The 26907-nt window shown below is 68.5% G+C and carries 22 protein-coding genes, 1 tRNA gene and 1 other RNA gene; 7 read left to right on the forward strand and 17 right to left on the reverse strand.

Annotated elements, in window-relative coordinates:
* Window positions 1-21: 21 nt before the first annotated feature.
* The 6 genes from ASF63_RS11700 to ffs form a co-directional block, all read right to left on the reverse strand.
* Window positions 22-1242: an acetate/propionate family kinase gene (locus ASF63_RS11700; protein ID WP_056513953.1), complete on the reverse strand. Its 1221-nt coding sequence runs from the start codon at window positions 1240-1242 to the stop codon at window positions 22-24.
* 9 nt (window positions 1243-1251) lie between these two features.
* Window positions 1252-1965 carry a hypothetical protein gene (locus ASF63_RS11705; RefSeq protein WP_056513959.1) on the reverse strand — a complete coding sequence of 238 codons (714 nt, stop codon included), beginning with the start codon at window positions 1963-1965 and terminating at the stop codon, window positions 1252-1254.
* Between the two features lie 25 nt (window positions 1966-1990).
* On the reverse strand, window positions 1991-4105 hold the full coding sequence (pta, locus tag ASF63_RS11710; RefSeq protein WP_056513962.1) for a phosphate acetyltransferase: 2115 nt from the start codon (window positions 4103-4105) through the stop codon (window positions 1991-1993).
* 61 nt (window positions 4106-4166) lie between these two features.
* A complete protein-coding gene (locus tag ASF63_RS11715) occupies window positions 4167-4733 on the reverse strand; it encodes a hypothetical protein (protein ID WP_235560778.1) in 567 nt (188 codons plus the stop codon).
* Window positions 4734-4852: 119 nt separating this feature from the next.
* A complete protein-coding gene (locus tag ASF63_RS11720) occupies window positions 4853-5464 on the reverse strand; it encodes a rhomboid family intramembrane serine protease (protein WP_235560779.1) in 612 nt (203 codons plus the stop codon).
* Between the two features lie 43 nt (window positions 5465-5507).
* An RNA gene (gene ffs, locus ASF63_RS18845) (signal recognition particle sRNA small type) lies at window positions 5508-5604 on the reverse strand.
* 50 nt (window positions 5605-5654) lie between these two features.
* Here ffs and ASF63_RS11725 point away from each other — a divergent pair.
* From ASF63_RS11725 to ASF63_RS11740, 4 genes are all read left to right on the forward strand, one after another.
* Window positions 5655-8576, forward strand: coding sequence for a DEAD/DEAH box helicase (locus tag ASF63_RS11725; protein ID WP_056513968.1), 2922 nt, complete (start codon window positions 5655-5657; stop codon window positions 8574-8576).
* Between the two features lie 119 nt (window positions 8577-8695).
* Entirely contained in the window at window positions 8696-9685 is a 990-nt protein-coding gene (locus tag ASF63_RS11730; RefSeq protein WP_056513972.1) for an AAA family ATPase, read from the forward strand.
* A 15-nt stretch (window positions 9686-9700) separates the two neighbouring features.
* On the forward strand, window positions 9701-10915 hold the full coding sequence (locus tag ASF63_RS11735; RefSeq protein ID WP_056513974.1) for a DUF58 domain-containing protein: 1215 nt from the start codon (window positions 9701-9703) through the stop codon (window positions 10913-10915).
* Window positions 10902-13157: a transglutaminaseTgpA domain-containing protein gene (locus ASF63_RS11740; protein WP_056514906.1), complete on the forward strand. Its 2256-nt coding sequence runs from the start codon at window positions 10902-10904 to the stop codon at window positions 13155-13157. The genes ASF63_RS11735 and ASF63_RS11740 overlap by 14 nt, the downstream gene beginning before the upstream one ends.
* 17 nt (window positions 13158-13174) lie before the next feature.
* Here ASF63_RS11740 and ASF63_RS11745 read toward each other — a convergent pair whose 3' ends face one another.
* Complete coding sequence (locus ASF63_RS11745; RefSeq protein WP_056513977.1) at window positions 13175-14065, reverse strand: rhodanese-related sulfurtransferase; 891 nt, start codon at window positions 14063-14065, stop codon at window positions 13175-13177.
* Between the two features lie 9 nt (window positions 14066-14074).
* Window positions 14075-14953, reverse strand: coding sequence for a hypothetical protein (locus ASF63_RS11750; RefSeq protein ID WP_056513980.1), 879 nt, complete (start codon window positions 14951-14953; stop codon window positions 14075-14077).
* 247 nt (window positions 14954-15200) lie between these two features.
* Between ASF63_RS11750 and ASF63_RS11755 the strand changes: the two genes are divergently transcribed.
* Both ASF63_RS11755 and ASF63_RS11760 read left to right on the forward strand, forming a co-directional pair.
* Window positions 15201-15288 (forward strand) — tRNA-Ser (locus tag ASF63_RS11755).
* 147 nt (window positions 15289-15435) lie between these two features.
* On the forward strand, window positions 15436-16026 hold the full coding sequence (locus ASF63_RS11760) for a gamma carbonic anhydrase family protein (protein WP_235560780.1): 591 nt from the start codon (window positions 15436-15438) through the stop codon (window positions 16024-16026).
* 18 nt (window positions 16027-16044) lie between these two features.
* Here the strand turns inward: ASF63_RS11760 and ASF63_RS11765 are convergent, their stop codons facing one another.
* From ASF63_RS11765 to ASF63_RS11800, 8 genes are all read right to left on the reverse strand, one after another.
* On the reverse strand, window positions 16045-16644 hold the full coding sequence (locus ASF63_RS11765; RefSeq protein WP_056513985.1) for a GNAT family N-acetyltransferase: 600 nt from the start codon (window positions 16642-16644) through the stop codon (window positions 16045-16047).
* A 30-nt stretch (window positions 16645-16674) separates the two neighbouring features.
* Entirely contained in the window at window positions 16675-17310 is a 636-nt protein-coding gene (locus ASF63_RS11770; protein ID WP_157534317.1) for a phosphatase PAP2 family protein, read from the reverse strand.
* 30 nt (window positions 17311-17340) lie between these two features.
* Window positions 17341-18705, reverse strand: coding sequence for a multidrug effflux MFS transporter (locus ASF63_RS11775; protein ID WP_414843721.1), 1365 nt, complete (start codon window positions 18703-18705; stop codon window positions 17341-17343).
* 166 nt (window positions 18706-18871) lie between these two features.
* Window positions 18872-20023, reverse strand: coding sequence for a cystathionine gamma-synthase (locus ASF63_RS11780; RefSeq protein ID WP_056513988.1), 1152 nt, complete (start codon window positions 20021-20023; stop codon window positions 18872-18874).
* 76 nt (window positions 20024-20099) lie between these two features.
* Entirely contained in the window at window positions 20100-21476 is a 1377-nt protein-coding gene (locus ASF63_RS11785; RefSeq protein ID WP_056513991.1) for a cystathionine beta-synthase, read from the reverse strand.
* Window positions 21477-21565: 89 nt separating this feature from the next.
* Window positions 21566-22525, reverse strand: a complete 960-nt coding sequence (locus tag ASF63_RS11790) for a carbohydrate ABC transporter permease (RefSeq protein WP_056312730.1) — start codon at window positions 22523-22525, stop codon at window positions 21566-21568.
* Window positions 22522-23661 carry a carbohydrate ABC transporter permease gene (locus tag ASF63_RS11795; protein ID WP_056513994.1) on the reverse strand — a complete coding sequence of 380 codons (1140 nt, stop codon included), beginning with the start codon at window positions 23659-23661 and terminating at the stop codon, window positions 22522-22524. Before ASF63_RS11795 ends, ASF63_RS11790 begins: the two co-directional genes overlap by 4 nt.
* Before the next feature lie 103 nt (window positions 23662-23764).
* Window positions 23765-25084, reverse strand: coding sequence for an ABC transporter substrate-binding protein (locus tag ASF63_RS11800; protein ID WP_056513998.1), 1320 nt, complete (start codon window positions 25082-25084; stop codon window positions 23765-23767).
* Between the two features lie 281 nt (window positions 25085-25365).
* Between ASF63_RS11800 and ASF63_RS11805 the strand changes: the two genes are divergently transcribed.
* Window positions 25366-26370, forward strand: a complete 1005-nt coding sequence (locus tag ASF63_RS11805) for a LacI family DNA-binding transcriptional regulator (protein ID WP_056514011.1) — start codon at window positions 25366-25368, stop codon at window positions 26368-26370.
* 114 nt (window positions 26371-26484) lie between these two features.
* Here the strand turns inward: ASF63_RS11805 and rplL are convergent, their stop codons facing one another.
* A complete protein-coding gene (gene rplL / locus ASF63_RS11810; protein WP_056514013.1) occupies window positions 26485-26868 on the reverse strand; it encodes a 50S ribosomal protein L7/L12 in 384 nt (127 codons plus the stop codon).
* Window positions 26869-26907 lie beyond the last annotated feature (39 nt).

Genomic DNA, 26907 nt, shown 5'->3' on the forward strand with positions numbered 1-26907 from the left:
GTAACCCCCGAGGGGCGTGGATCAGAGCATGCGCGAGGTCTGTCTGGCGATCTCGAGCTCTTCGTTCGTCGGTACGACGAGCACGGTGACGGGCGAGTCGTCGGTGGAGATCCGACGGATGCCGCGCTGTCGCTCCTCGTTGCGCGCAGGATCGATCTCGACCCCGGCGAAACCGAGCGTCGACATGGCCTCCGCGCGGACTGCTGCGGCGTTCTCTCCGACGCCCGCTGTGAAGGAGATCACATCGACCCCGCCGAGCTGGGCGATGTACGCGCCGGCGTAGGCGCGCAGGCGATGGATGTAGACGTCGAACGCGAGCGTCGCCGCCTCGTCGCCGCTCTCGCGACCGGCGAGGATGTCGCGCATGTCGCTGCGGCCCGCGAGGCCCTTGAGCCCGCTGCGGGAGTTCAGAAGCGCGTCGAGGTCGTCGATCGACAGGCCGGCTCGACGGGAGAGGTGCACGAGCGCCGCCGGGTCGAGATCACCCGAGCGCGTGCCCATGACGAGGCCCTCGAGCGGGGTGAGCCCCATCGAGGTCTCCACCGATCGGCCTCCGTCGATCGCGGTCACGGACGCGCCGTTGCCGAGGTGGAAGACGAGCTGGCGGAGCGTGCCGAGGTCGCGTCCGAGGAACGCGGCGGCCGACTCGCTGACGAACTGGTGACTCGTGCCGTGGAACCCGTAGCGGCGCACGCGGTGCCGGGCTGCGAGCTCGGCGTCGATCGCATAGGTGTACGCCGCGGGGGGAAGCGTCTGGTGGAACGCGGTGTCGAACACCGCGACGTGCGGCACCTCCGCGAACACGGCCTTCGCCGCGAGGATGCCGGCCAGGTTCGCCGGGTTGTGCAGAGGAGCGAGCACCGACAGCTCCTCGATCTGCTCCTCGACGTTGCGCGTGACCAGCGTCGGCGCATAGAAGCGGGCGCCTCCGTGCACCACGCGATGACCGACGGCGACCGGCGGATGCTGGTCGAGCAGCGGACCGTGCTCGGCGAACTGCTCGAGCATCACGGCGAAGGCCGCGTCATGGTCCGCGAGGGGCTGCTCGGACTCGTACGAGGCGTCGAGCATGGTCACGACGGCATCCGCGGAGGCATCCGGTCGCACCGTGTGCCGGATCGCGCTGATGTCCTGGCCGATCCGCTCGATGAGACCGGCCGCGAGCTCGTTCTCGTTCTCGATGTCGATCAGGCTGTACTTCAGCGAGGAGGACCCGCTGTTGATGACGAGGATCGCGCTCATCGTCGCGCCTCAGGCCTTGATCGGCAGGACCTGGAGCGATCCCTTGCCCGAGGCGTCCGGCGGAACGACGATCACGTACTGTCCGTCGCCCTGCGCCGGGGCCGCGAGGATGGCAGGGGGCACGCCGGGCGCGAGCGCTGCGGCGCTGACACCTGCGAGCACCTTCTGCTTGAGCGCCGCGGACGCCGCGGCCTTGGTGGCCTTCTTGTCGAGCGTGCCGAGGTAGCCGGCGTAGTGGTGAGCCGCGGCCTCGAACTCGGCATCCGGAACGCTGGGGTGCGAGATGAAGGCGACGTCCACCTGGTTGTTGCCGTTCTTGACCTTGAGCCCCGGGAGCAGCTGACGACCGATCCAGCCGCGCTGGCGGTAGCTGTCGTAGAGCCCGGCCCCCGCCTTGCCGCGGGTGGCGAAGTGCACGATCAGCAGGATGATGCCGAGCGGCAGCAGGACGATGGGTCCGTACACGTAGAAGAAGCGCCAGATCTCGCTGCGACCCGATCGGCTGCCGGTGAACTCGATCGCCCCGGCGTCGAAGAAGAAGCGGAACATGAGCGACCACTGCCATCCGCTCGCGGATCCCAGCTGGAACAGGTTCATGCCGATTCCGATGACGCTCAGAACCAGCGACGTGATCGCGATGCCGAAGATCGTGCTCTTCGGCGAGACGGCCTTGGCGAACCCCTCGGGTGTCGCGAGCTGCTGCTGGATCGAGGTAATCGTCATGCTGGAAAGCATAGGGGGGACGCCGTCACTCACCGGTCTGCGCCTGGATGGCCGTGATCGCGACGGTGTTCACGATGTCGTCCACCAGCGCTCCGCGGGACAGGTCGTTGATCGGCTTGTTGAGTCCCTGCAGCACAGGTCCGATCGCGACGGCACCCGCCGACCGCTGCACGGCCTTGTAGGTGTTGTTGCCCGTGTTGAGGTCGGGGAAGACGAAGACGGTGGCTCGCCCTGCCACGGCGGAGTCGGGGAGCTTGGCCTTGGCCACTGCGGCGTCTGCCGCGGCGTCGTATTGGATCGGCCCCTCGACGAGCAGCTCGGGCGCGCGCTCGTGCACGAGCGCGGTGGCGGCGCGGACCTTGTCGACATCGGCGCCCGATCCCGATTCCCCCGTCGAGTACGACAGCATCGCGATGCGCGGCTCGATTCCGAACTGGCGGGCGGTGGCGGCCGACGAGATCGCGATGTCCGCGAGCTGCTCGCTGGTCGGGTCGGGGATCACCGCGCAGTCGCCGTAGACGAGGACACGGTCGGCGAGGGCCATCAGGAACACGCTCGAGACGACGGTGACGCCCGGCTTGGTCTTGATGATCTCGAACGACGGACGGATGGTGTGCGCCGTGGTGTGCGCTGCGCCCGAGACCATCCCGTCTGCGAGCCCGAGGTGCACCATCATGGTGCCGAAGTACGACACATCCGTGACCGTGTCGGCCGCCTGCGCAAGCGTGATGCCCTTGTGCGCACGCAGTCGCGCGTACTCGGTCGCGAAGCGCTCCACCATCTCGGGATCCGTGGGGCTGATGACCTGCGCGGCGGTGATGTCGACGCCGAGCTCGACGGCTCGGGAACGCACGGCGGATTCGTCTCCGAGGATGGTGAGGTCTGCGACCTCCCGCGCGAGCAGTGTCGCGGCGGCACGCAGGATGCGGTCGTCGTCCCCCTCGGGCAGCACGATCCGTCGGCGGTCGGCGCGCGCCCGCTCGATGAGTCCGTACTCGAACATGAGGGGCGTGACCACGCGGGACTCGGCGAGGCCGAGCTGGGTGGTGAGCTCGGCGATGTCGACGTGGGTCTGGAAGAGCCCGAGCGCGCGGTCGTACCGGCCTCGCGACTCGGGTGAGATCCGGCCACGAGCGCCCATCACGCGCACCGCCGTGTCGTACGTGCCGAGGTCCGTGGCGATGATCGGCACGGTCGACGTGAACCCGTCGAGCAGCTGCACGATCGGATCAGGCAGCGGGAAGGGGCCGTTCAGGATGATCCCGGCGACCCGCGGGAAGGTGCCGGACGCGTCGGCGAGCAGGGTCGCCAGCAGCACCTCGGTGCGGTCGGCGGGGATCACCACGACCGACTCCTCGGTGAGACGCGGGAGCACATTCACCATCGACATCCCGGCGACGACGATGGTCAGCGCCTCGCGTGCCAGTCGGTCGGGGTCGCCCTTGATCAGTCGCCCGTCGACGGCCGACAGGATGCCATCGATCGACGGCGCGACCAGGGTGCGGTCCTCGGGGATCGCCCACACGGGCGTGGTCTTCTGCGGTCGCACCGCGGCGACGGCGGCCTCGATGTCGGTGAGCGCCTCGGGGTCGGCCCGATTCACGGCGACCGCGAAGAGCTCGGCGCGCTCGACCTCGAGTTCGGAGAGCGCGAGCGCGGCGATCTGCCCGACGGCCGCGGGGATCCGTGCGGTCGTGGTGCCGAGCTGCTCGGCCTGACGCTGCTGATCGCGCCCGCTGAGCACGAGCAGGACGGGGGCTGCGAGGTTCGCGGCGATCCGGGCGTTGTATCCGAGTTCTGCGGGGCTCGCGACATCGGTGTAGTCGCTGCCGATGATCACCACGGCGTCGCACTGGGCCTCGACGGCCTTGTAGCGGGCGACGATGGTCGAGAGCGCGCGGTCAGGGTCGTCGCGGACGTCGTCGTAGGTCACCCCGATGCAGTCCTCGTAGTCGAGCTGCACGCCGTCATGCGCGAGCAGCAGCTCGAGCACGTCGTCGCGCTCGGTCACCGAACGGGCGATCGGGCGGAAGACCCCCACCCGGGGCGTCACGCGCATGAGCGCGTCGAGAACGCCGAGGGCGATCGTGGACTTGCCGGTATGACCTTCGGCCGAGGTGATGTAGATGCTCTTCGCCACAGCTCCACACTAGGCGCAGCTCCCGTTGGCCGCGCCGGGTTGACAGCCGTGCGAAATCCGATCAGCAGGGCGTCGAGAGAGCGTCGACGACCGCGGTGGCATCCGCGGAGTACCGCGTGTAATAGGTCGGGTCGAGGTTGATCTGCACTCGGTGGATGGCGAGCGACGGCTCCATCGACGGCCAGTCGGGCACGCGCGCGAGTCGCTCGTAGAACAGCGTCGCTGCGGTCGCCGGATCCATCCGCTGTTCCGCCGTTCCCCACCACTCCTGCTGCTGGAAGAGTCCGATGCTGGTCGTGCGACTGCCGTCGGGGTTCGTGAACCCGCTCGTCTCCCAGTCTCCGTAGTCGATGTTGCGCAGGCTGCTCTCGCCCATCGCTGTCATCACCCCGAGAATCTGACCGTCGCGTCCGAACCCGAGCGCTGTGGCGGTCTGCATGATGGTCGCGGCGTTCTCGAGCTGCTCCCCCTCCCAGCCCTCGACGCCGGCCACAGGGAACGTCGCGGGGTCGGTGATGCAGACGGCGAGCGGCTTCTCGTGAGCGAGCCCGAGGGGGATCAGCACTGCGGCGAGCGCGACGACGACCACCGCCGCGGCTGACCAGCCGATGCGGCGGAGAATCTTCACCCGCCGCAGCCGGCGCTGGGCTCGACGACGCGGCGACATCCGTCGGGTCCGCGAGCGCGGACGACGGGTTGGGCGCCTGCGCGTGCGCGATGTCGCGCGTCGCGAGCTCTGGGCGACGCTCATGTGCGCCGCGTTCCGCTTCTGCCGATGAACGCCGCGAGGCCACCGCCGATCGCGCCGAACAGGTGGGCCTGCCACGAGATCCCCTCGCGCACGCCGACGACGCCCGCCAGCATGGATCCGCCGTACAACGCGATGACGATGAGCGCGATGACGGCGTAGAGCACGCGGTGTGCGACGCGACCGGGGGCGAACACGCGCATGAGGGTGTAGCCGAAGTATCCGAAGACGAGACCGGAAGCGCCGACGGTGAGCGTTCCCGGCGCGTTGACCAGCCACGTTCCGACCCCGCCGATCACGGCGGCCATCGCGGTCACGGCCCAGAACCGGCGTGCCCCTTCGACGGCGACGAGGCAGCCGAGCACGAGCAACGGCACGGTGTTGCCGATCAGGTGCGCCCAGTCGGCGTGCAGCAGGGGCCCGACCAGGATGCCGCCGAGTCCCTCGACATCCCACGAGCGCAGTCCGAAGCCGGTGAAGGAACCGGGGAGGATCGCGTCGGCGAGCTGGACGACCCACATGAGTGCGACGAGGAGGATGGGAGACGCGAATCGGCCGAGAGCGCTCGAGCGCGGAGAGTCGGCGGTGCTGATCACGTCTGGTCTTGTCACGTCACGATCCTGGCAGGACTGCCCCGGAGGACGCTGACAAAAAGAAAGTGACCCTCCGCGCACCCAGCAGAGCCCGGTTACCCTTGCTGCGTTTCCGCCCTGGGGGAATTGGCCTGGATGCCGCCACGCGGAGAGCCGTCGACCAGTCTAGCCGATGTCTGCACGTGCTCTTTGACAGACTGGGCAGGTCATGGATCCCGCCACCGCCTCGCCCCTGTCGTCGTGGCATTTCTCCGGCACACTGCGCACGTACCAGGCCGAGGTCCTCGATCGGCTCGCTCCCGGAGGTGACGACCCGCTGCACATCGTGGCGCCACCTGGATCGGGAAAGACCCTGCTCGGTCTGCTGCTCGCCGCGCGCGAGGGCCATCGCGCGCTCGTGCTGTCGCCGACCGTGACGATCCGCCAGCAGTGGCTGCGCACCGCGACGGAGCTCGCGACCGACGAAGCGGCGGTTTCCGACGACCCCGAGCGTCTCGGGGACCTGACGGTGCTCACCTACCAGCTGCTCAGCGTGACCGCAGACGGCTCCCCCTTCGACGACCTCGCCCGCGCGGTGTGGACGGACGAGCTCGTCGCGAGCGGGCGCACCGAAGCGGATGCCGCGACCTGGCTCGCCGAGCTCGCGGTCGACAACCCCGCGCGTCACCGTTCCGGCATCCGCAGTCGTGCGCGCCGACTGCGTTCGCGATTCACCCGTCAGCGCCCGTCCGAGCTCGCCCGCGTGCTGCATCCGAACGCCGTCGCCCTCATCGACCGGCTCGTCGGGGCGGGTGTGCGCACCGTCGTCCTCGACGAATGCCATCACCTGCTCGATCACTGGGCGATCGTGGTGGCGTATCTCGCCGCTCGTATCCGCGAGAGCGGCACGGAGCCGAAGCTCATCGGCCTCACCGCGACCCTGCCCTCCCCCGACGACGAGACCGAGTTCGAGAACTACAGCCACCTGCTCGGCGACGTCGACTACGAAGTGCCGACGCCCGCGGTCGTGAAGGAGGGGCACCTCGCCCCGTATCGCGACCATGTGCTGTTCACCGAGCCCACACCCGCAGAGGCCTCTTTCATCCGACGGCACGAGTCCCTGCTGCATGACCTGATCCGGCAGGTGCTGTCGACGCCGGATGCGCTCTGCTACCTCGAGGAGCATCTCCAACCCTCGGACATGCCCGGCAGCACCGAGACGACGACCGAGACCGAGACTCCGCTCTCGCGCCTCGACCTGGCCTTCTCGACGGACTTCGCCCTCACCCGATCCTGCGCCCTCGTGCTGCGCGAGGTCGCACCGCATCACCCGCTCGTCGCCGCTATCCCTCCCGCGCTTCTCGATCGCTGCACCACCGACGACCTGCTCACGGTGCTGTCGCGGTTCGCCCAGACGAGGCTGCTCGCCGACCCCGCGGCCGTGCGCCAGTGGGAGTACGTGCGGCGGTCGCTCGCGGACTTCGGCTACGCGCTGACCGACCGGGGCATCCGGCGCGGTCGCAACCCGATCGAGACCACGCTGGCGTTCTCGGCGGCCAAGGATCACGCGGCCGTCGAGATCCTGCACCGAGAACTCGCGGGCCCCGACGGCGACCGGATCCGCGCGGTCGTCGTGACCGACTTCGTCGAGCACGGCAACAACCGGGGACTCGCCGGGGATGCACCGGCAGGGGCGCTGCGGACGTTCGACCTCCTCGCGGTCGATCCGGTCACGGCGAGACTGCGTCCGGCTCTGCTCACCTCGCAGCACCTGCGAGTCCGCGCCGACGATGCGGACGACATCGCCGCCGCGCTGGGCGACCTGCTCGGCGAGCCCGTCGGCATCGCAGAAGGCGTCGGCCCCGTGCGCGATCTGCAGGTGCGCGCCGCCGGGAGCGGACGGGTGGTCGGTGCCGTGTCAGAGCTGATCCGCCGCGGCGACGTGCGGCTGCTCGTCGGCACCCGAGGACTGCTCGGCGAAGGATGGGACTGCCCCTCGGTCAACACGCTCGTGGACCTCACGACCGTGGCCACGTCATCGGGCACCCAGCAGCTCCGAGGTCGCACCCTGCGACTCGACCCCGCGTGGCCCGAGAAGGTCGCGCACAACTGGTCCGTGGTGTGCCTGATCCCCTCGAACGTCGGCCTCGACGACGGTTCGGAGTCGGGTCGGCTCCGTCGTCGGCATTCGCATCTGTGGGGTCTCAGCGCAGAAGGAGACGGCCGGATCGTCAGCGGTCTCGGGCATGCGCTCCCCCCACCCGCCATCGAGGCATGGGAGCGCGTGCTCGACAAGGATCCGTCGACCTCGATCGGGGATCTCGACGCCGTCCTGCGCGAGCGCTGGCCCTCTCGCAGCACGACCAGGGCGGAATGGCGGATCGGCGATGCCTATCGCCCCCAGGAGCGCGAGACGATCGCGCTCCGCCGGACCTCACGCGCTCCGCTGCTGCGCGCCGGCCAGACGGCGAGCGCCGGTGCTGTCGCCGGATTCGTGGGCGGCACCGCGGCCGTCGGCGCCCTCGTCGCCGTGCTGGCCATCTCAGGGGCATCCCTCGCTCCCGTTCTCGCGGTGGCAGTCGCGCTCGGCGGCGGTGCGGTGGCGGCGACGGCATCCGCCCTGCGCACGCTCGTCCGCTCTCTGCGCGATCGCGCGCGGCCGGCCGAGATCTATCGGGCAGCGGCGATCGCCGTCGCCCGCACGCTCTCCGAAGCGGGCCGCATCGGTCGGATCGACGAGTCCGTGATCACGGCGCGCCCTGACGGCAGCGACCCGACCCGCATCCGCGTCGAGCTGGGCGGTTCCGCCGCCGACGCACGTACGATCGCGGAAGCCGTCGAGGAGCTCTTCGCACCGGTGCGCACTCCCCGATTCCTGCTGCGCATCGACGCGGCCGGGTTGCCGAGGGTCCGCGCGATCGAACGCCTCGCCGACCGTCTCTCGCCCGGACGCACACTTCTGGCGGTGCCCCGACTGATCGCCCGGCGGCGCGGAGACGCCGAGCGATTCCGCGATCACTGGCAGGCCCTGGTCGGCACGTGCTCGCTGCACGAGCTGAACGGAGTGCAGGGACTCGCCCTGCTGCGTGTCGCCCGCAGCGCCGACAGCCGAATGGACACCGCGGAACCGCGAGCGCGCGTCTGGGGCTGAACGGTCGTGGACGCCGGCTGCTGCGTGGGGCGGACGATCGCCCGGTTCCCACCCCATCCCGAGACAGCCGGGTTACGATCGGTTCACGCGCACCGCAGCGCCCACGCGAGAGGGAACGCATGCCAGAGAATCCGCCCCTGATCCCGACCGTCGTCGACGCCGAGCAGTTCGCCGCGCAGACGTCGGCCATCGTCGAGTCCGTCGGACGGGTGATCGACGGCAAGCCGGATGCCGTGCGGAGCGCGCTCGTCTGTCTGCTCGCCGAAGGGCATCTGCTGATCGAAGACGTACCCGGCGTGGGCAAGACCATGCTGGCCCGCGCTCTGGCCGCGAGCGTCGACGCGACGGTCCGCCGCATCCAGTTCACCCCCGATCTCCTTCCGGGAGACGTGACAGGCGTGAGCGTCTACAACCCCGTCGACCGCGAATTCGAGTTCAAGCGCGGAGCCGTGTTCGCGCACATCGTGATCGCCGATGAGATCAACCGCTCGTCCCCGAAGACCCAGTCCGCGCTGCTCGAGGCGATGGAAGAGGGACAGGTCACGGTCGACGGCTCGACCCATATGCTTCCCGATCCCTTCCTCGTCGTGGCGACCCAGAACCCCCTCGAGATGGAGGGCACCTACGCGCTGCCCGAGGCCCAGCGCGACCGCTTCATGATGCGCATCTCGATGGGATACCCGGATGCCGCGGCCGAGGCCCTCATGCTGCGCCAGCGCGACACGGTCAATCCGCTCGCCGCCGTGCGCGCCGTCGCCGATGCGGCATCGATCTCGGGGCTGATCGCCTGGGCCCGTTCGGTGCACGTCGCCCCCGCACTCGAGGAGTACACGGTGGCGCTCGCCCAGGCGACCCGCGCCGACCCCAACCTGCACCTGGGCGCGAGCCCCCGCGCGACGCTGCAGCTGATCAGGGCGGCGAAGGTGTGGGCGGCGCTCGACGGCCGCGACTTCGTGATCCCCGACGACGTCACCGCCCTGATCGTCCCGGTGTTCGCGCACCGGCTGCTCCCTGCTCGTGGAGCGCACCGAGCCGGCGCGCAGCCCGTCGAGGCCGCGCTGCGGCAGATAGTCGAGCGCGTGCGGGTTCCCGTCACCGCGCGGTCCTGACCTGCTCCGCTCGCCATGCATCGTCGTCGAACCCTCACCCTCCGAGGCACTGGTGCGCTCATAGCAGGGCTCGGATGCCTGATCACGGCGAACATGCTCGGCGCCCCGATCCTGCTCTACGTCGGCGTTCTGCTGCTCACGCTGACCGTGTTCTCGGTGCTCGTGGTGCGGCTGCCGCGGCGCTCGGGTTCGGTCGCACGACAGATCTCGACCGATCTGCTGACCGTCTCGGAGACGTCGCGCGTCACCCTGCGGTTCACGATGCGGGCGCTGCGCGTTCCCCGCGGCCTGTGGCGAGACGTGCTCCCCGACGCGGTGTCCGGCGACTCGGCGGGCGAGTACCCGTCTGAGACGGGCCAGCTCACCTACCTGATCACCGGGGTGTGCCGGGGAGTCTGGCCGATCGGGCCGCTGGTGCTGCGCACCGTCGACCCCTTCGGTCTCGCGCAGCGCGAACAGGAGTTCGGCGAGACCCGCACGGTGACGGTCGTACCCGAGGTGTTCACGCTCGCGCCGCTCACCGTGAAGGTGGGGGCGGCCGGAGGCACGGCTCACACGTCGTCGAGCCGCCTCGGCCAGGGCAGCGACAACCTCTCACCGCGCCGCTACATCTCGGGCGACTCCATGCGACGCATCCACTGGCGGGCGACCGCGCACCGGGGGCAGCTGATGGTGCGACAGGAAGAGGAGGAGTCGAGCCCGGATGCCCTCGTCATCTTCGACCGGAGCTCCGCTCGCTGGTCCCGCCCCGGCGACGAGTCGGATCCCGCGTTCGAGAGGGCCGTCTCGATGTGCGCCTCGGTCGCGGTTCATCTCGTGCAGGAGGGGTACGGTGTCGACGTGATCGACAGCGCGGGGACGCTTCTGGGAACGCTCCGCGGCCACGAGGACGACCGCGATGGCCTGCTCGTCGCACTCGCACTCGTCGCCCCTCGCGGCGAGGCCCGCGACATCACCGCTCTGGTCGGCGGCACTCCCCCCGGCCCGCTCGTCTACATCACCGGCGAGATCGACGAAGAGGATGCCGCGCTGCTGCGCCCCTCCGGCGCGGCTGCACCGATGCTGTTCGCGACCTCCCCTCAGCCCGGGGCGGTGCAGGCGGCGGAGCAGCACGGCTGGCGGGTCGCGACCCTCGGCGATGACGTGACCGAGTCCTGGGAGGATGTGCTTCCCGACCGAGTCGGGCTCGGGCCCGCCGAACACCGGGGAGCAGCCGATGTCGCGCGCTGACCGTCAGGCCGCGCGGGCGTCGCGGCTGTCGTGGCATCGGGAACACGAATTGCCCGCCGGCACCGTCCTGCCGTCGGTGCTGGCCGCGGGTGCCGGGCTCGTCGCGATGTGGCCGTACACCTCGGTCATCGAACCGGGCACCTGGTCTTTCGCCGTGCTGGTCGTGATCGTGGTCACCGCGCTCACCGGCATGACGATGCGCACGGTGATGCGCCGTCGCGCAGCCTGGGCTCGGGACCTCGCCACCATCGGAGTGCAGGTTCTCGTCGCGACCGGCGCCGTGGTGCTGCTGGTGGCGGGAGACACCGCCGTCTTCGGGGTGATCCCCACCGACGCCACGATCTTCACCTTCCAGACCCTGGCGGCCTCCGCCTGGGAGGAGGTCATGTTCGGGTCTGCGCCGATCGCCGCATCACCGGGACTCGAGGCGATGATGGGCATCGGGTTCGCCGTGGTGGCGATCCTGCTCGATCAGCTCGTCGCTCAGCGCGGAGCGATCCTGACGAGTCTGCTGACCGCCGTCGTGGGGTCGGTGCCGATGATCGTCACGCTCGGCGATGTCAACGTCGTGTGGTTCGTCATGCTCGGCATCCTGATCGTCGTCCTGCTGAGGTACACCGCGGCTCAGAACCCGGAATCTCCTCGGCGCACGTCCACCGCGGTCGCGGCGGGGGTCGGTGTCGCCGCTCTCGCGGTCACGGTCATCGTCGCGCCCGTCCTGCCGGTGTCGGCCAGCCTCGCCGGCACAGGCGTGGGCGTCACGGTCGATGCATCGCTGCGGCTCGGCGACGACCTTCGCCAGCCGAACCCTGTCGAGGTGCTCACGATGGCGACGACGGCCGACACGGCGCCCTACCTGCGACTCACGACGCTGTCGGAGTTCGACGGCCGCGTGTGGGAACCGGATCGCGGCGACCTGCAGTCCCTGAGCGACGGCTTCGGCCCGGACGAGTGGGGCGACGACATCGAGACGACCGACCAGAACACCTCGATCCGCGTCGTCCGGATGTCGAGTTCCTGGTTGCCGGTGCCCTACCCCGCGACCAGCGTGCAGGGCATCACGGCCGGGTGGCGCGTGAGCACCGAGAACCGCACCATCACCTCCCGCACCGCGGATGCCGTCGGCAACGACTACACAGTCCGGTCGATCGAGGTGGCGCCCACACTCGAGCAGATCCGTGCGATCCCGGCCGCAGAGCGGATCGTCGATCCCGATGCGGAGCCCGTGGAGCTGCCCGCGGTGATCGCTGAGACGGCCGCGGAGGTCACCGCGGATGCGACCAACGACTACGACCGGCTGATCGACCTGCAGTCGTGGTTCCGCAGTCAGTTCGCGTACTCGCTCGACACCCCGGTCGACGAAGGCTTCGACGGCACCGGAGCCGATGCGGTGGCGCAGTTCCTCGAGGTGCGCTCGGGATACTGCATCCACTTCGCGGGCGCGTTCGCGCTCATGGCCGAGAGCCTCGACATGGAGGTGCGCATCGTCGTCGGCTACCTGCCCGGAGTGCGCACCGACAACACCCGTGGCGATGAGGCCGTCTACTCCGTCTCGAGCGATCAGCTGCACTCGTGGCCGGAGGTGCTCTTCCCCGGGGTCGGTTGGGTGCCGTTCGAACCGACAGCCTCTCTCGGGGTGCCGACGGCGTTCGCGGCAGGTTCCACCACGGGTGGCGGATCCGGCGGATCGACGCCGACCGCTCCCTCCGCCGCCCCCAGCGCTGAGCAGAGCTCGGGGCCGGTCATCGAGCGCGAGGACGCAGGTGACAACGCGGGTGCGAACGGCGAGCTGCGACGTCTCGATCCGACGCCCGTCATGCTGACGACCCTCGGTGTGATGGTGGCGCTGCTTCTGCCTGCACTGATTCGCCTCGCGATCCGCGTCGCGCGGCGTGGTCGGGCCAAGAGCGGTGACGCGGCATCGGCCTGGACCGAGCTGCGGGCGACGATGCAGGACCTGCGGCTTCCGCTCTCGGATGCGGAGACACCGCGCATGCGCGGTGTCGACCTCGTCAGGGAGAACGGCGTGGATGCCGACGCGATGCGCGCCCTGGTCGACGCCGTCGAGCGATCGAGCTACGCGCGACCGTCGCCTGATCAGTCCGGCGATCTCGATGAGGCACTGGGAGAGGTGATCGTCCAGCTGCGGCGGAGCGTCGACCGACGCTCGCGCGTCCTGGCGTTCCTTCTGCCCCGGTCGCTGTTCGCGAGTCGCCGGACCGACGTGCCGCTGGTCGCCTGACCCGTCGGGCTGAGCTGTCAGGCTGCGTGCTGCGCGCAGCGCACGGCGTCGCAGGACTCGCACACCACGAACTGCGTGCGGCAGGAGAGATCGGGACAGTTCGCCGTGCGCTTGGCCGCAGCCCCGCATCCGACACACTCGCCGATGACGGCGGCGCGATCCGAGAAGTCGACGGATCCGCGCTTGTCGAACACGTAGAGCGACCCCTCCCAGAGACCGTCGTCGCCGTACTGCTCGCCGTAGCGGACGATGCCGCCCTCGAGCTGGTAGACCTCACCGAATCCGCGCGACGTCATCAGGCTCGAGAGGACCTCGCAGCGGATGCCGCCGGTGCAGTACGTCACCACGGGCTTGCCCTTGAGGTCGTCGTACTCACCGGAGTCGAGCAGCTGGACGAAGTCACGCGTGGTCTCGGTGTCGGGCACGACGGCTCCGCGGAAGCGGCCGATCTGCGCCTCCAGCGCATTGCGTCCGTCGAAGAACACGACGTCGTCTCCCCGCTCGCCCATGAGCTCGTGCAGCTGTTCGGGGGTGAGTCGAGTGCCGCCGCCGACGACGCCCTGCTCGTCGACGCGCAGCTCGCCGGGCGCCCCGAACGAGACGATCTCGTCGCGCACCTTGACGCTGAGCTTCGGGAAGTCGATGCTGCGGCCGTCGGCATCGACTCCGCTGCCCTCGCTCCACTTGATGTCGGCATTCGCGAACGGTGCGTACGACCGGAAGGACCGCGCCCACTTCTTGAGAGCCAGAAGGTCGCCGCCGAGGGTGCCGTTGACTCCGTCTTTCGAGATCAAGAGCCGACCGCGGAGTCCGAGCGCCTCGCCGAGGTCGCGCTGCCACACCCGGATCGCCTCGGGGTCGGCGAGCGGGGTGAACACGTAGAAGAGAACGATCTTGGGGGTTGCCACCTGGAGATTTTACGTCGCCCTGACAGGAGCCCCGCGCCGGAGAGGCATCCGGGTGCCGAGAAGCCGCCCGACATGGCGATGGACGGCGGGCACGAGACCCACGTGCTCTCCCGCGTCAGCCCTCGTCAGGAGTTTCGTCATCACGTACAGCTGCGAGACGATCCCGCCCTCGGTCTCGAGGTCGCGCCGGAAACGCCGGGCGACCTGCTCGGCCACATGCGGCACGGCCAGCGAGTGCCCCAGCAGGAAGGCCGCGTCATAGCCCTGCGGCGCGAGTCCCCAGGACTCCCAGTCCGCGATGCCGAAGGGGTCGCGGTGAAGATTGTTCCAGTGCAGGTCGCCGTGGCTCGGCACCCAATCGTCCTGATCGACGGGGAGGTCGATGCCGAAGAACACGGTGATCCGTCGACGCACGATCTCGGGGTCGAGCATGGTGCGATCCGTCGCTGTCGCGGCCAGCGCATCGAGGTTGCGCTCGAGGTCGGTCCACCACGATTCATCGACCCCTGGGGTCCGCGCCAGAACGGAGGCCGGGGCGCACGCTCTACCCGGCAGCAGGCTCATGAGTTCGGCTCGATACACCAGCGGCCCCTCTTCCCACGCGCGCACGTCGAGCAGCCGCGGCTTCTCGACGCCGGCGATCACGGCCGCATCCTGATTGCCCGTCCACCAGGCATTGCGCGCCCACTGTCTGCGAGACCACACCACCCGGAGCCACTGCCTGGTGCCGGCGCGCTCGACCACCGAGCCGATCGATCTATCGCGCCATCCGAAGCGGGCCCGGCCGATCGCGTCGAGCCCGAAGTCTGCGAGCGCTCGCGAGTACGCCAATCGCAGTGCGGTGCGCACCGCCGTGCTGGTCGACGCTGCGGTGTCGGCTGACGTCATGGAGGTCCTTTCGGGGCGATGCATATCGACCGACGTCGGTCGATTCCACAGATCGCGGCTCGAACAGCTCGATGTCCGTTCCGCATGACTTCGTACTGTATTCATTTGAGGCTAGATAGCCCTCGGGTAACGCACAAGGCTGCGGCGGATCGCATTCCGGTGCGACGGCATCCCGCTCGCGGAGGCAGCGCCTCAGGCTGGTCGTAGGCGGTCCGCGCGATCGGATAGACTGTTCAGGTTGTTCCTTGGTGACGTGTCCGAGCGGCCGAAGGAGCACGCTTGGAAAGCGTGTGTTGTGCAAGCAACCGCGGGTTCGAATCCCGCCGTCACCGCCAAAAAGCATGAAGGGTCTCCGCGCCAGCGGGGGCCCTTCATGCTTTTTCATCGAGCACCGAGGGATTCGGGGAGGCGCGAGCGAAGCGAGCACCGGAGTCCCGCCGTCGCCGTAGGGTGAGAGCGAGGAATGGAGCGAGCAGATGCTCATGACCCACCGCGATCGTGAACCCGTGATCCACGAGACCGCCTACGTCGCATCGTCCGCGATGATCGTGGGCGATGTCCGAATCGGTCCCGGCGTACGCGTTCTGCACGGAGCCGTACTCACCGCCGAGGACGGCGAAGTCACCGTGGACGAGAACACTGTGGTGATGGAGCATGCGCTGATTCGCGGTCGCTCCGGTCACCCTGCCCACATCGGGGCGTCAGTGATGATCGGCCCCCACACCCATGTGAACGGCAGCATCATCGAGGACGAGGCCTTCATCGCGACCGGCGCCTCCCTGTTCCCCGGCAGCCGCATCGGCACCGGGGCCGAAGTGCGGATCAACGGTGTCGTACAGGTCAACACTTCCGTGGAGCCCGGCGCAGTGGTTCCTATCGGGTGGGTCGCGGTGGGCACGCCGGCCTCGATCCTGCCACCCGAACGGCATGAGGAGATCTGGGCGATCCAGCGGGATCTCGACTTCGTGGGAACGGTCTACGGCGTCGGACCGGAGGCGTCGATGAGAGATCTCATGCGGCAGCAGTCCGACCACTACGGCACACACGCCGAGGATCGCGCGATCGACAGCTGAGGCACCGACACACGCCGATCAGGCGAACCGCACCCCGTAGCTCTGCCCGCCCGGCTCAGCCGGCAACGCCGTCATGCCGAGTCGCTCGTAGAACGCAGCTGCACCCGTATTCTTGGGGTCCATGCCCAAGTGGAGTCCGCGCACTCCACGGCGGCTGAGCTCGGTGAACAGCGTCTCGATGAGCGCGCGTCCGAGTCCCTGCCCCTGCGTCTCGGGCAGCAGGTCGATGTGCAGGTGCGCCGGGTACTCCTCCGCATTCGGGTTGCGCCCCGGCGCCTGACTGTACCCGTGCTCGATCATCCGCTCTTCGCTGGTCTTCGGCTCGGCCGCACGCGGATACCGCTCCTGCCGCGTCGGCCACCACTCGTCACGGAACCAGGTCGCGAAAGCCTCCGTGTCGTCGGTCGCGACGATGTAGCCGATCACGCGCTCGTCGTCGGTCTCGACCACCCACGCGAGGTCCGGATGCCGTTCGGCGTAGGGCACCGCGAAAAGGTCGCCCCAGAGGGAATCGTCCGAGAGGACGCCGGTCGCGTCAGCGCCGGCATCCGCGGTCCTCGTGCACACCTCGTACAGAGCTGCGCGGTCGGACGGACGATACGGGCGGATGCGAGACACGACGGCTCCTCGGTGAGTGGGTGTGTCCCGTCAGCCTATCGGCGCGGGTGCCTCCGCTCGGCGCGACGCCGACTGCACCCACGGCAGCATCACGGAGCCCAGCACCAGCACCACCCCGGCCCCGACGAGCGCACCGCCGAGTGTGTCCGTGGCCCAGTGGACCGAGAGCAGCGTGCGGGAGATGGCCATCGCGAGGACCCACAGGATTCCGAGGATCGCTGTCCACACTCGCGGGAACACGAGCCACAGCACGACCGCGATCGTCGCCGCGTTGGCTGTATGACCCGAGGGGAACGACCCGTAGTCGCTCACCACGATCATGTCCTCCGGGCGTGCACGTCCGAACAGCTGCTTGAGCAGCTGCACCGCTCCGGCACTGGCGAGGAACGCCGCGGCGGCGAACACCGCCGCACGCCATCGCCGAGCGAGCAGCAGGGCGATGATCATCAGGAGCGGCACGAGGATGATGGCCACCCACCCGCCGCCGATGTCGTTGAGGATCAGCGCGAACGACAGCATCCACTCAGCGCGGTACGTGCTGATCGTCTCGTTCCACCATGTGTCGAACCCCGGAGGCTCGGTGTACCCGAACACGATCGCCGCTCCGAGGAGCGTCGCCGCGACGAGCATCCCTATTCCCCACCACAGCAGCGTTCGTCGTCTCATCGAACCATTCTGCCCGGTGGATGCTGAATATCAGGGAGCCAGCATGCCGACAGTCCGGGGGCGCACGATCAGCCACAGCGACAGAACGCCGATCGCCGCGCATCCGACCATGACCGAGGCCATGGTGGTCGCGGTGATTCCCGCCCCCTGGGAGACCCAGCCGACGACCGGCGAGATCAGCCCGGCGACACCGAAGTTGGTGGCTCCGATCACGGACGCCGCGGTGCCTGCCGCTTTGCCGTGCCTGTCGAGCGCGAGCACCTGCACGTTCGGGAACGTGAACCCGCAGGCCGTCATGAAGACGAACAGCGGGACGACCGTGCCCCAGAGGCCGAGACCCAGCTGGTCTGTGACGATGATCGCCGCTCCCGCGAGCAGCAGCACCGCGGTCGAGTAGGCCATGACCCACTGAGGACCGAAGCGCGCCGCGAGCCGCGAAGCGGTCTGCACACCGGCGACGACGCCGAGGGAGTTCACCGCGAACAGGAGGCCGTACTGCTGCGCATCCAGTCCGTGCGTCTGCTGGAACAGGAACGGCGAGGCGGAGAGATACGAGAACAGCCCCGAGAAGGTCATGCCGCCGATGATCAGCACGCCGATGAAGACCCGGTCGGAGAACACCGAGCGGTAGCGCTGAAGGACGGTCGCGCCGCCCTTCTCCTGCCGGCGGGCGATGGGGAGCGTCTCGGGGATGAACACGATCGCCGATACGAGCATCACCACGCCGTAGAGCGCGAGCACGACGAAGATCCCTCGCCAGGGCATGAGGGTGAGCAGCCACGAGCCGATCAGGGGCGCGATGACCGGAGCCACGCCCGACACGAGGGCGAGGCGCGACAGCATCACGACCAGGCGGCGTCCGCCGAACAGGTCGCGCACGATCGCCATCGCGACGACGCCACCGGCAGCGGCGCCGACACCCATGAGAACGCGAGCACCGCTGAGCAGGGGCAGCGTCGGGGCGTAGGCGGCCGCGGCACTGGCCAGCACGTGCAGCGCGGTCACGGCGATCAGAGGGATGCGGCGTCCGACCTTGTCACTGAGCGGACCCACCACGAGCTGCCCGAGCGCGAAGCCGATCATGGTGCCGGTGAGGGTGAGCTGGATGGCCGCGGCCGTGGTCTCGAAGTCCTGCTCGAGCACGGGGAACGCAGGCAGATAGAGGTCGATCGTGAACGGGCCGAGCGCCGTGAGCGCTCCGAGCAGCACGATGTACAGCGCGCGGCGACCGTTCGAGATCGAGTCGCCGGGGTGCAGCATGATCGGCGCGGTGGCGGGATTCGATCCGAGGGTGCGGATCGCACCCGTCGCCGACGGGATGCGGATGCTGCCGGTGGCCGTGCGCTCGGTGGCGGAGGTCGTCGGGATGGAGTCAGTGCGTGGAGCGTCGGGCACGACGGTCCTTCCGGAGTTCGAGGGGATGAGGTCGAGTCGCGAGAGCGGTCGGATCGTCGATGATTTCTCGAAACGATTCGATTCGGGCGAAGTCTCCATATTACAGGCCGCCGGACCATCGTCGCAGCCCGGGCTCATCCCCCCTGCACGCCGAAAGCCGGGTGAATCAGCTGAGCCGCGCGAGCCCCTGCTCGAGATCGGCGATCAGGTCGTCGACGCCCTCGATGCCCACCGAGAGGCGCACGACGTTCTCGGGCACGGCGAGCTCGGTGCCGCGCACCGAAGCGTGAGTCATGTCCGGCGGGTATCCGATGAGCGACTCGACCCCGCCGAGCGACTCGGCGAGCTGGAAGAGCTCGGTCGACTCGGCGAAGGCCTTCGCGGCCGCCGCTCCCGCAGAAAGGCCGAGGGAGAGCATCCCGCCGAAGCCGCTCATCTGGCGAGCAGCGATGTCGTGGCCCGGGTGCGAGGCGAGACCCGGATAGTAGACGGTCGCGAACTCGGGGCGGGCGGCCGCCCACTCGGCGATCGCCTGCGCGTTCTCGGAGTGCTGACGCACCCGCACGGCGAGAGTCTTGATGCCACGCGTCGTGAGCCACGCGTCGAGCGGGGCCGAGACCGCACCGACGGCGAACTGCTGGAACTTGATCTGCTCGAAGAAACGGTCGTCGCCGAAGACAACGGCGCCGCCGAGCACATCCGAGTGTCCGCCGAGGTACTTCGTGGTCGAGTGCACGACCAGATCGGCCCCGAGCGAGAGGGGCTGCTGCAGCGCGGGCGACGCGAACGTGTTGTCGACGACTGCGATCGCCCCGGATGCGTGCGCGATCTCGGCGATGAGCGCGATGTCGACGATCTTCAGCAGGGGGTTGCTCGGCGTCTCGACCCAGACGATCTTCGTCTCGGGGCGGATCGCCGCGCGCAGCGCGTCGGCATCCGACAGCTCGACCGTGGTGGTCTCGATGCCCCACGGAGCGAGCACCTTGGTGAGCAGACGGTACGTGCCGCCGTAGACGTCGTTGCCGAGCACGATATGGTCGCCCGGCTTCAGGATGCCGCGCAGCAGCGCATCTTCCGCGGCGAGGCCCGAGGCGAACGACAGCGCATTCGCCCCTCCTTCGAGCGCGGCGAGCTGCGTCTCGAGCGACGAGCGCGTCGGGTTGCCCGCACGGTTGTACTCGTATCCGTCGCGGAATCCGCCGATGCCGTCCTGCACATGCGTGGAGGCCTGATAGATCGGCGGGATGATCGACCCCGTGGTCGGGTCAGGCGCCTGACCTGCGTGGATGGCTCGGGTGGCGAAAGCATGCTCGGACATGTCTCTCAGCCTACGTCGACCCCGACACCGGCATCCGGCCCTGTTACGCCCGGCGTCAGTGCGGCGTCGTGCGACGTCAGCGTGAGATGTACGAGAGCAGGTCCTGTCGGGTGAGCACGGTGTGCGGCTTGCCGTCGAGGGTCACGAGCAGCGCGTCGACGTCGGCGAGCGCGGCCCGCGCCTGCGCGAGAGGAGCATGGATGCCGATGAGCGGCAGCCGCTCCCCCACGTGATCGCCCACGGCATCCGCGGGCTTCGCGTCGCCCCGGAACAGCAGGTCGAGCAGGCCCTTCTCATCGACCGTGCCGACGACCTCGCCCATCATCACCGGGGGCTCGGCGCTGAGGACCACGAGCTGCGACACGTCGTACTCGGTCATCATGCCGATGGCCTCGAGCACGGTGTCGGTCGGGTGCGCATGCACGAGGGCCGGGATGCCGTCGCCGAGCCGGGACGAGCGTGCAGCCAGCACGTCGGCGACCGTCTCGCCCTCCTCCACCTCGCTGAAGCCGTAGGAGCGCATCCATCCGTCGTTGAAGATCTTGCTCAGGTAGCCGCGCCCGCCGTCGGGGAGGAGCACCACCATGACGGCATCCGCCGGAAGGTCCCGGGCGACGCGCAGTGCGCCGACCACCGCCATGCCGCTCGACCCGCCGACGAGGATTCCCTCTTCACGGGCGAGGCGGCGGGTCATCGCGAACGACTCGGCGTCGCCGACCGCGACGATCTCGTGCGGGATCTTCGGGTCGTAGGCGCCGGGCCAGATGTCCTCGCCGACTCCCTCGACCAGATACGGACGTCCGGTGCCGCCGCTGTAGACGCTGCCCTCGGGGTCGATCCCGACGATGCGCACGCGGTCGTCCGAGATCTCGCGCAGGTACCGTCCCGTGCCCGTGATCGTGCCGCCGGTGCCGACACCCGCGACGAAGTGCGTGATCGTGCCGTCGGTGTCACGCCAGATCTCGGGACCGGTGGTCTCGTAGTGGCTGCGAGGGCCGTTCGGGTTCTCGTACTGATTCGGCTTGAACGCGCCGGGGATCTCGCGCGCGAGGCGATCGCTCACGCTGTAGTACGACTCAGGGCTGTCTGCCGCGACCGAGGTCGGTGTGACGACGACCTCGGCACCGTATGCGCGCAGGACGTCGATCTTGTCCTCACCGACCTTGTCCGGCAGCACGAAGACGCATTTGTACCCGCGCTGCTGGGCGACGAGCGCCAGGCCCACCCCGGTGTTGCCGCTCGTCGGCTCGACGATCGTGCCTCCGGGCCGCAGGTCGCCCGATGCCTCGGCCGCGTCGATGATCCGCGAGGCGATGCGATCCTTCGCGGATCCGCCGGGGTTGAGGTACTCCAGCTTCACGAGCACGGTGCACTCCACGCCCTCGGTGACGTGCTGGAGCTTCACGAGGGGCGTGTTGCCGACGAGGTCGACGATGGAGTCTGCGTACTTCATGTTCACAGCGTACGTGCGACGATGCCGCGACCGGGGTTGTGTTGCACCCGGTCGCGGCATCGTGTGTTCCGCAGTTCTGCGAGAGGCGATCAGCCCTTCGTCGAACCCGCCAGGAGTCCTCGCACGAAGTATCGCTGGAGAGAGAAGAACACGATCAGCGGGACGATGATCGACACGAACGCGCCTGCGGTGAGCAGGTACCAGCCCTCGCCGCGACCGGTGATCTCGGCGAGCACCTTGGTGATCGGCGACGCAGCGCCGTCGGCGAACACCAGGGCGACGAGCAGGTCGTTCCAGACCCAGAGGAACTGGAAGATCGCGACCGACGCGATCGCCGGCATCGTCAGCGGCAGCACGATTCGGAAGAAGATCTGGCCGCGGGATGCACCGTCGACGCGAGCGGCCTCGATGATCTCGCCGGGGATCTCCGACATGAAGTTGTGCAGCAGGTAGATCGCCAGCGGCAGCGCGAACATCGAGTGCGCGATCCACACCTGGGCGTACCCACCCGCCACATCGAGTCCCTGAGTGACCTGCACGCCGAACAGGTTGATGCCCCGCGAGAAAGATGACAGCAGCGGAACGAGCGCCATCTGGATCGGCACGATCTGCAGCGCGAACACGAAGATGAACAGGGCGTTGCGCCCCTTGAACTCGATCCACGAGAACGCGTACGCCGCCATGGCAGCGATCATCAGCGGGATGATCGTTGCCGGGATCGTGATCACGATCGAGTTGAAGAACGACTCGAGGATGGTCAGCTGCGTGGTGCCCGACTGCAGCACGGCCGCGTAGTTGTCGAGCGTGAACTGCGGGTTGGTGAAGAACGTCCACCATCCTGTGGTCTCGATCGCGTCCCTCTCACGGAACGACGAGATGAAGAGCCCGAGCGTCGGGATGGTCCACACCACGGCGATCAGGATCGAGGCGACCGTGGCCCACGGACGGCTGAGACGCTTGCGCGCGCGGCCTGCCGAGGCCTCGAAGCGTCCGGCGGTGGTTATCGCCCTCGTGCTCTGGCCGGTGTCTGAGTTCACGGTGTCGGTCATCGGATCTCCCGCTGCTTCTTGATCTGGCGCGCGTTGTAGATGACGATCGGGAGCACCAGGATGAACAGGATGACGGAGAGCGCAGCGCTGCGTCCCGCCTCGAACTTGGAGAACTGGGTGTACATCTCGTTCGCCAACACCGACGTGCCGTAGTTTCCACCTGTCATCGTGCGCACGATGTCGAAGACCTTCAGCGAGGCGATCGAGATCGTCGTGAGCACGACGATGAGCGCCGGCCTGATCGACGGGATCGTCACCGAGCGGAAGCGTTCCCAGGCGTTCGCGCCGTCGAGCTCGGCCGCCTCGAGAAGCTCGGTGGGAACTCCCTTGATGGATGCCGAGAGCACAACCATCGCGAAACCGGTCTGCACCCAGATCAGCACGACGATGAGGGCCAGGTTGTTCCACGGATTGTTCAGCAGGAACTGCTGCGGCTCTCCGCCGAACCACACGAGGATCTGGTTGAGCAGACCGATCTGCTCGAACTCAGGACCACGGTAGGCGTACACGAAACGCCAGATGATGCTCGCGCCGACGAACGAGATCGCCATCGGCATGAAGACCAGCAGCTTGTAGATCTTCTCGCCACGGGTCTTGTCGATGAAGACCGCATAAGCGAGACCGACGATCGTCGACAGCGTCGGCACCAGCAGCACCCACACGATCGTGTTCACGACCGAGGTGACACCGTCGGACTGCGTGAAGATCCACAGGTAGTTGGAGAAGCCGACGAAGTCGCTGCCGGTCGAGTTCCAGAACGATGCGTACACGGTCTGGATCGACGGGAGGATGAGGCCTGCCAGGAGCAGCAGAATCGCCGGGGCCATGAAGGCGACGAGCTGGATCAGGTACCCCACGCCGTCGCGGGATCGGTAGTCCAGGAAGAAGAACAGGGCGCCGACGGCGACCGCGACTCCCATGGCCCAGTAGTAGGAGTTGAAGAACCACATCACCGCGAACGGGATGAGGAGGCACATCGCGAGGCGGATGCCGGTGTAGAGCGCACCTTTGCGAGGGGCGATGTCGACGAGAAGCAGGATGACGACGACGACCACCGCGAACGCGATGACGACGGCGAGGGCCTGGACGATCGGGGGCAGTGACCCGATCCATTGGAAGAACACAGTCGCGTTCATGGATTCCCCTTCATGAGACGGAGCTGATCAGCGGTCCGCGCGGCGATGCGCGGACCGAGTGCGAGACGGTGGGCCGCCCATCGGGGCGGCCCACCTCATCCGATCAGCTGGAAGGCCAGCCGGTCTCGATCTGGGTCAGGACCTCATCGGTCGAGGTGCCGTTCACCCATGCGACGATGCCCTTCCAGAAGGTTCCCGAGCCGACAGCACCGGGCATCTGGTCAGAACCGTCGAAGCGGAACGTGATCGAGTCGTCCTGGAGCAGCTTGATCGACTCCTGCAGGATGGGGTCCTCGACCACATCGAGGTTCACGCCCTTGTTGGCCGACGTCACTCCACCGAGAGCGAGGCGGCTGTCCGCCCACTCGGGGCTCGACAGGTACTCGAGCACCTTCTGCGTCGCCTCGTCGTCGCTGAACGCGCCGACGATCTCGCCACCACCGGTGATGAGCGTCTCGTCTGCGTTCGTGCTCGGCGTCAGGAACGCCCAGACGTCTCCGTCTTCGGCGAAGTTCGTGCCCTCAGGGTAGAAGCCCGAGAGGAACGAGGCCTGGTGGGTCAGCGCGCACTCGCCGCTGGCGACCTGCGCCGCCACATCACCGAATGCGGTCGAGTTGATGGAGCGCACGTCGCCGAAGCCGGCGTTGACGTACTCCGGGTTGAGCAGAATCTCACCGGTCGCGTCGAACGCCTCCTTGATCTGGGGGTCGGTGAACGGGATCTCGTTCTTGACCCACTGGTCGTACACCTCGGGGCCCGCGTTGCGGAGCACGAGGTCCTCGATCCAGTCGGTCCCGGGCCAGCCGGTCGCGACGCCCGATTCGAAGCCGGCACACCAGGGAGCCTTGCCACTCGCGGTCTTGATGGTCTCGGTGAGGGCCAGAAGCTCGTCCCAGGTCGTCGGTTCCTCGACGCCCCACTCGGCGAACTTCGTCGGCGAGTACCAGATCCAGCCCTTGACGCTGGCCATCAGCGGCGCGCCGTAGAAGGTGCCGTCGTACGTGCCGAAGTCGACCCACCCCTGAGTCCAGTACTCCTCGGCGTTCGCCTTGACCGCCTCAGGAGCCGGCTTCAGCAGGTCGCGCGAGGCGTAGTCCGCGAACAGACCCGGCTGCGGGAAGATCGCGATGTCAGGCGGGTTGCCGCCCTGTGCGCGGGTGCCGAGCTGAGTCTCGAAGTCCTGGCTGCCCTCGTACTTGATGGTGATGTCGTTCTCTTCTTCGAAGTCCGCCCAGGACTCCGCCAGGAGTTCGGCCTCTCCCTCGACGATCGTGCCGTAGATGGTGACGGTGTTGTCTCCCTCGCCGCCGCCTTCGCTTCCGCCGTCCGTGCCGCCGGGAGCACCACAACCGGCGAGCGCGATGCCCGCGACTCCCAGCAGGGCGATCGGCGCGTAACGCCGCGAACGCTGTGACAGACCCATGTGAATTCTCCTCTTCGAGTTTCACGGCTCCCGCCGTGTTCTGCGCCGCCCCTGGGCGCAGAATCGGGAACCGATTCCAGGACAACCTATCGGGGTCCGATACCGCGGCACAATAAGCCAGGATCACAACACGGCAACCTTTCCGACGGTTCACGCACGATGCATGGGAGCGCTCCCTCACGATTCGTGTGGAACCGGTTCCTTTCAGCCCGGACACGGGCTACGCTGACATCGGCGCGCAGGAGGGGCTGAGGCGTCACACGCATGGTCGAGGAGGACCGATGAGCACGATCGCGGACGTCGCGGCGCGTGCCGGCGTGTCCAAGGCGACGGCGAGTCGGGCGCTCAGCGGCCGCGGATACGTCTCAGAAGACACCCGCAAGAGAGTGGCGGATGCCGCCGATGAGCTGGCCTATGTCGCTCATTCCTCCGCCACCAGCCTCGCGACCGGACGCACCCAGACCGTCGGGGTGATCATGCCCCCCGTCGACCGCTGGTTCTTCTCGGAGCTGCTCGCCGGCATCCAGGAATCGCTGTTCGCCCTCGACTACGAGCTCGCCCTGTACGGGATCCGCGAGGGGACCGAGACGCGTGAGCGACTGTTCGACGCCGTGCTCCCCGGTCGACGCTTCGACGGGATCATCGCGGTCGGCATTCAGCCGAGCGCGCAGGAGCTCGAGCGGCTGCACCGCTCGGAGCGCCCGCTCGTCAGCGTCGGTCCCTACAGCGAAGGCTCGAGTGCCGTGTCGATCGACGACGTCGCCGCCGCGCGCATCGCCACCGAGCACCTGATCGAACTGGGTCACACCGACATCGCCTTCGTCGGCGGGTCCGCCGACCCTGACGACCTCAGCTTCGGCGACGCCCAGCGCGTCGAGGGATACCTCGAGGCGCTGGCCGCGGCGGGACTCGAGGCGGTCGCGCGGATCGCGGACTCTCCCCCGACGATGCCGGGCGGCTATGCCGCTGCTGTCGAGCTGCTCGGCGACCGCCGGGGCCGCCCCACCGCGATCATCGGCGTCTGCGACGAGGCCGCGATCGGAGCGATGATCGCCGCGCGGCGGCTGGGCATCGCGGTGCCCACCGAGCTGAGCATCGTCGGCGTCGACGACCACCAGCACGCCGAGATGTTCGCGCTGACCACCATCAAGCAGTCCCCGCGCGAACAGGGTCACGAGGCGGTGCGGCTGCTGCAGCAGCAGATCGACCACCCGGACTCCCCGCGGGAGCGCACCGTCACGGCGTCCACTCTGGTCGTGCGCAGCTCCACCGCCGGCCGACGCTGAGCGTCATCAACCGCATCGGCGCCCGGATGCACGAAAACCCCGGGCGAACCCGGGGCTTTCGTGAAGCGTTCAGACGCATCCAGGGCGAGGCGCGAGGCCGCGACCTGAAACGGATTACTTGAGGGTAACCGTGGCGCCTGCCTCTTCGAGGGCAGCCTTGGCCTTCTCGGCTGCTTCCTTGTTCGCGCCCTCGAGCACGGCCTTGGGAGCACCGTCGACAACAGCCTTGGCCTCGCCGAGACCCAGCGAGGTGAGCTCGCGGACGGTCTTGATGACCTGGATCTTCTTGTCGCCAGCAGCCTCGAGGATGACGTCGAAGGAGTCCTTCTCTTCCTCAGCCTCGGCACCTGCGCCAGCACCAGCGGCACCTGCGACGGCGACGGGGGCAGCAGCGGTGACCTCGAACTTCTCCTCGAACGCCTTGACGAAGTCGTTGAGCTCGATGAGGGTCAGGCCTGCGAACTGCTCGAGCAGCTCCTCAGTGGTGAGCTTAGCCATGATGTATCTCCTAGATAGATGGGTTTTGTTGAACGAGAA

Source organism: Microbacterium sp. Leaf320, assembly GCF_001423485.1.
Classification (GTDB): Bacteria; Actinomycetota; Actinomycetes; order Actinomycetales; family Microbacteriaceae; genus Microbacterium.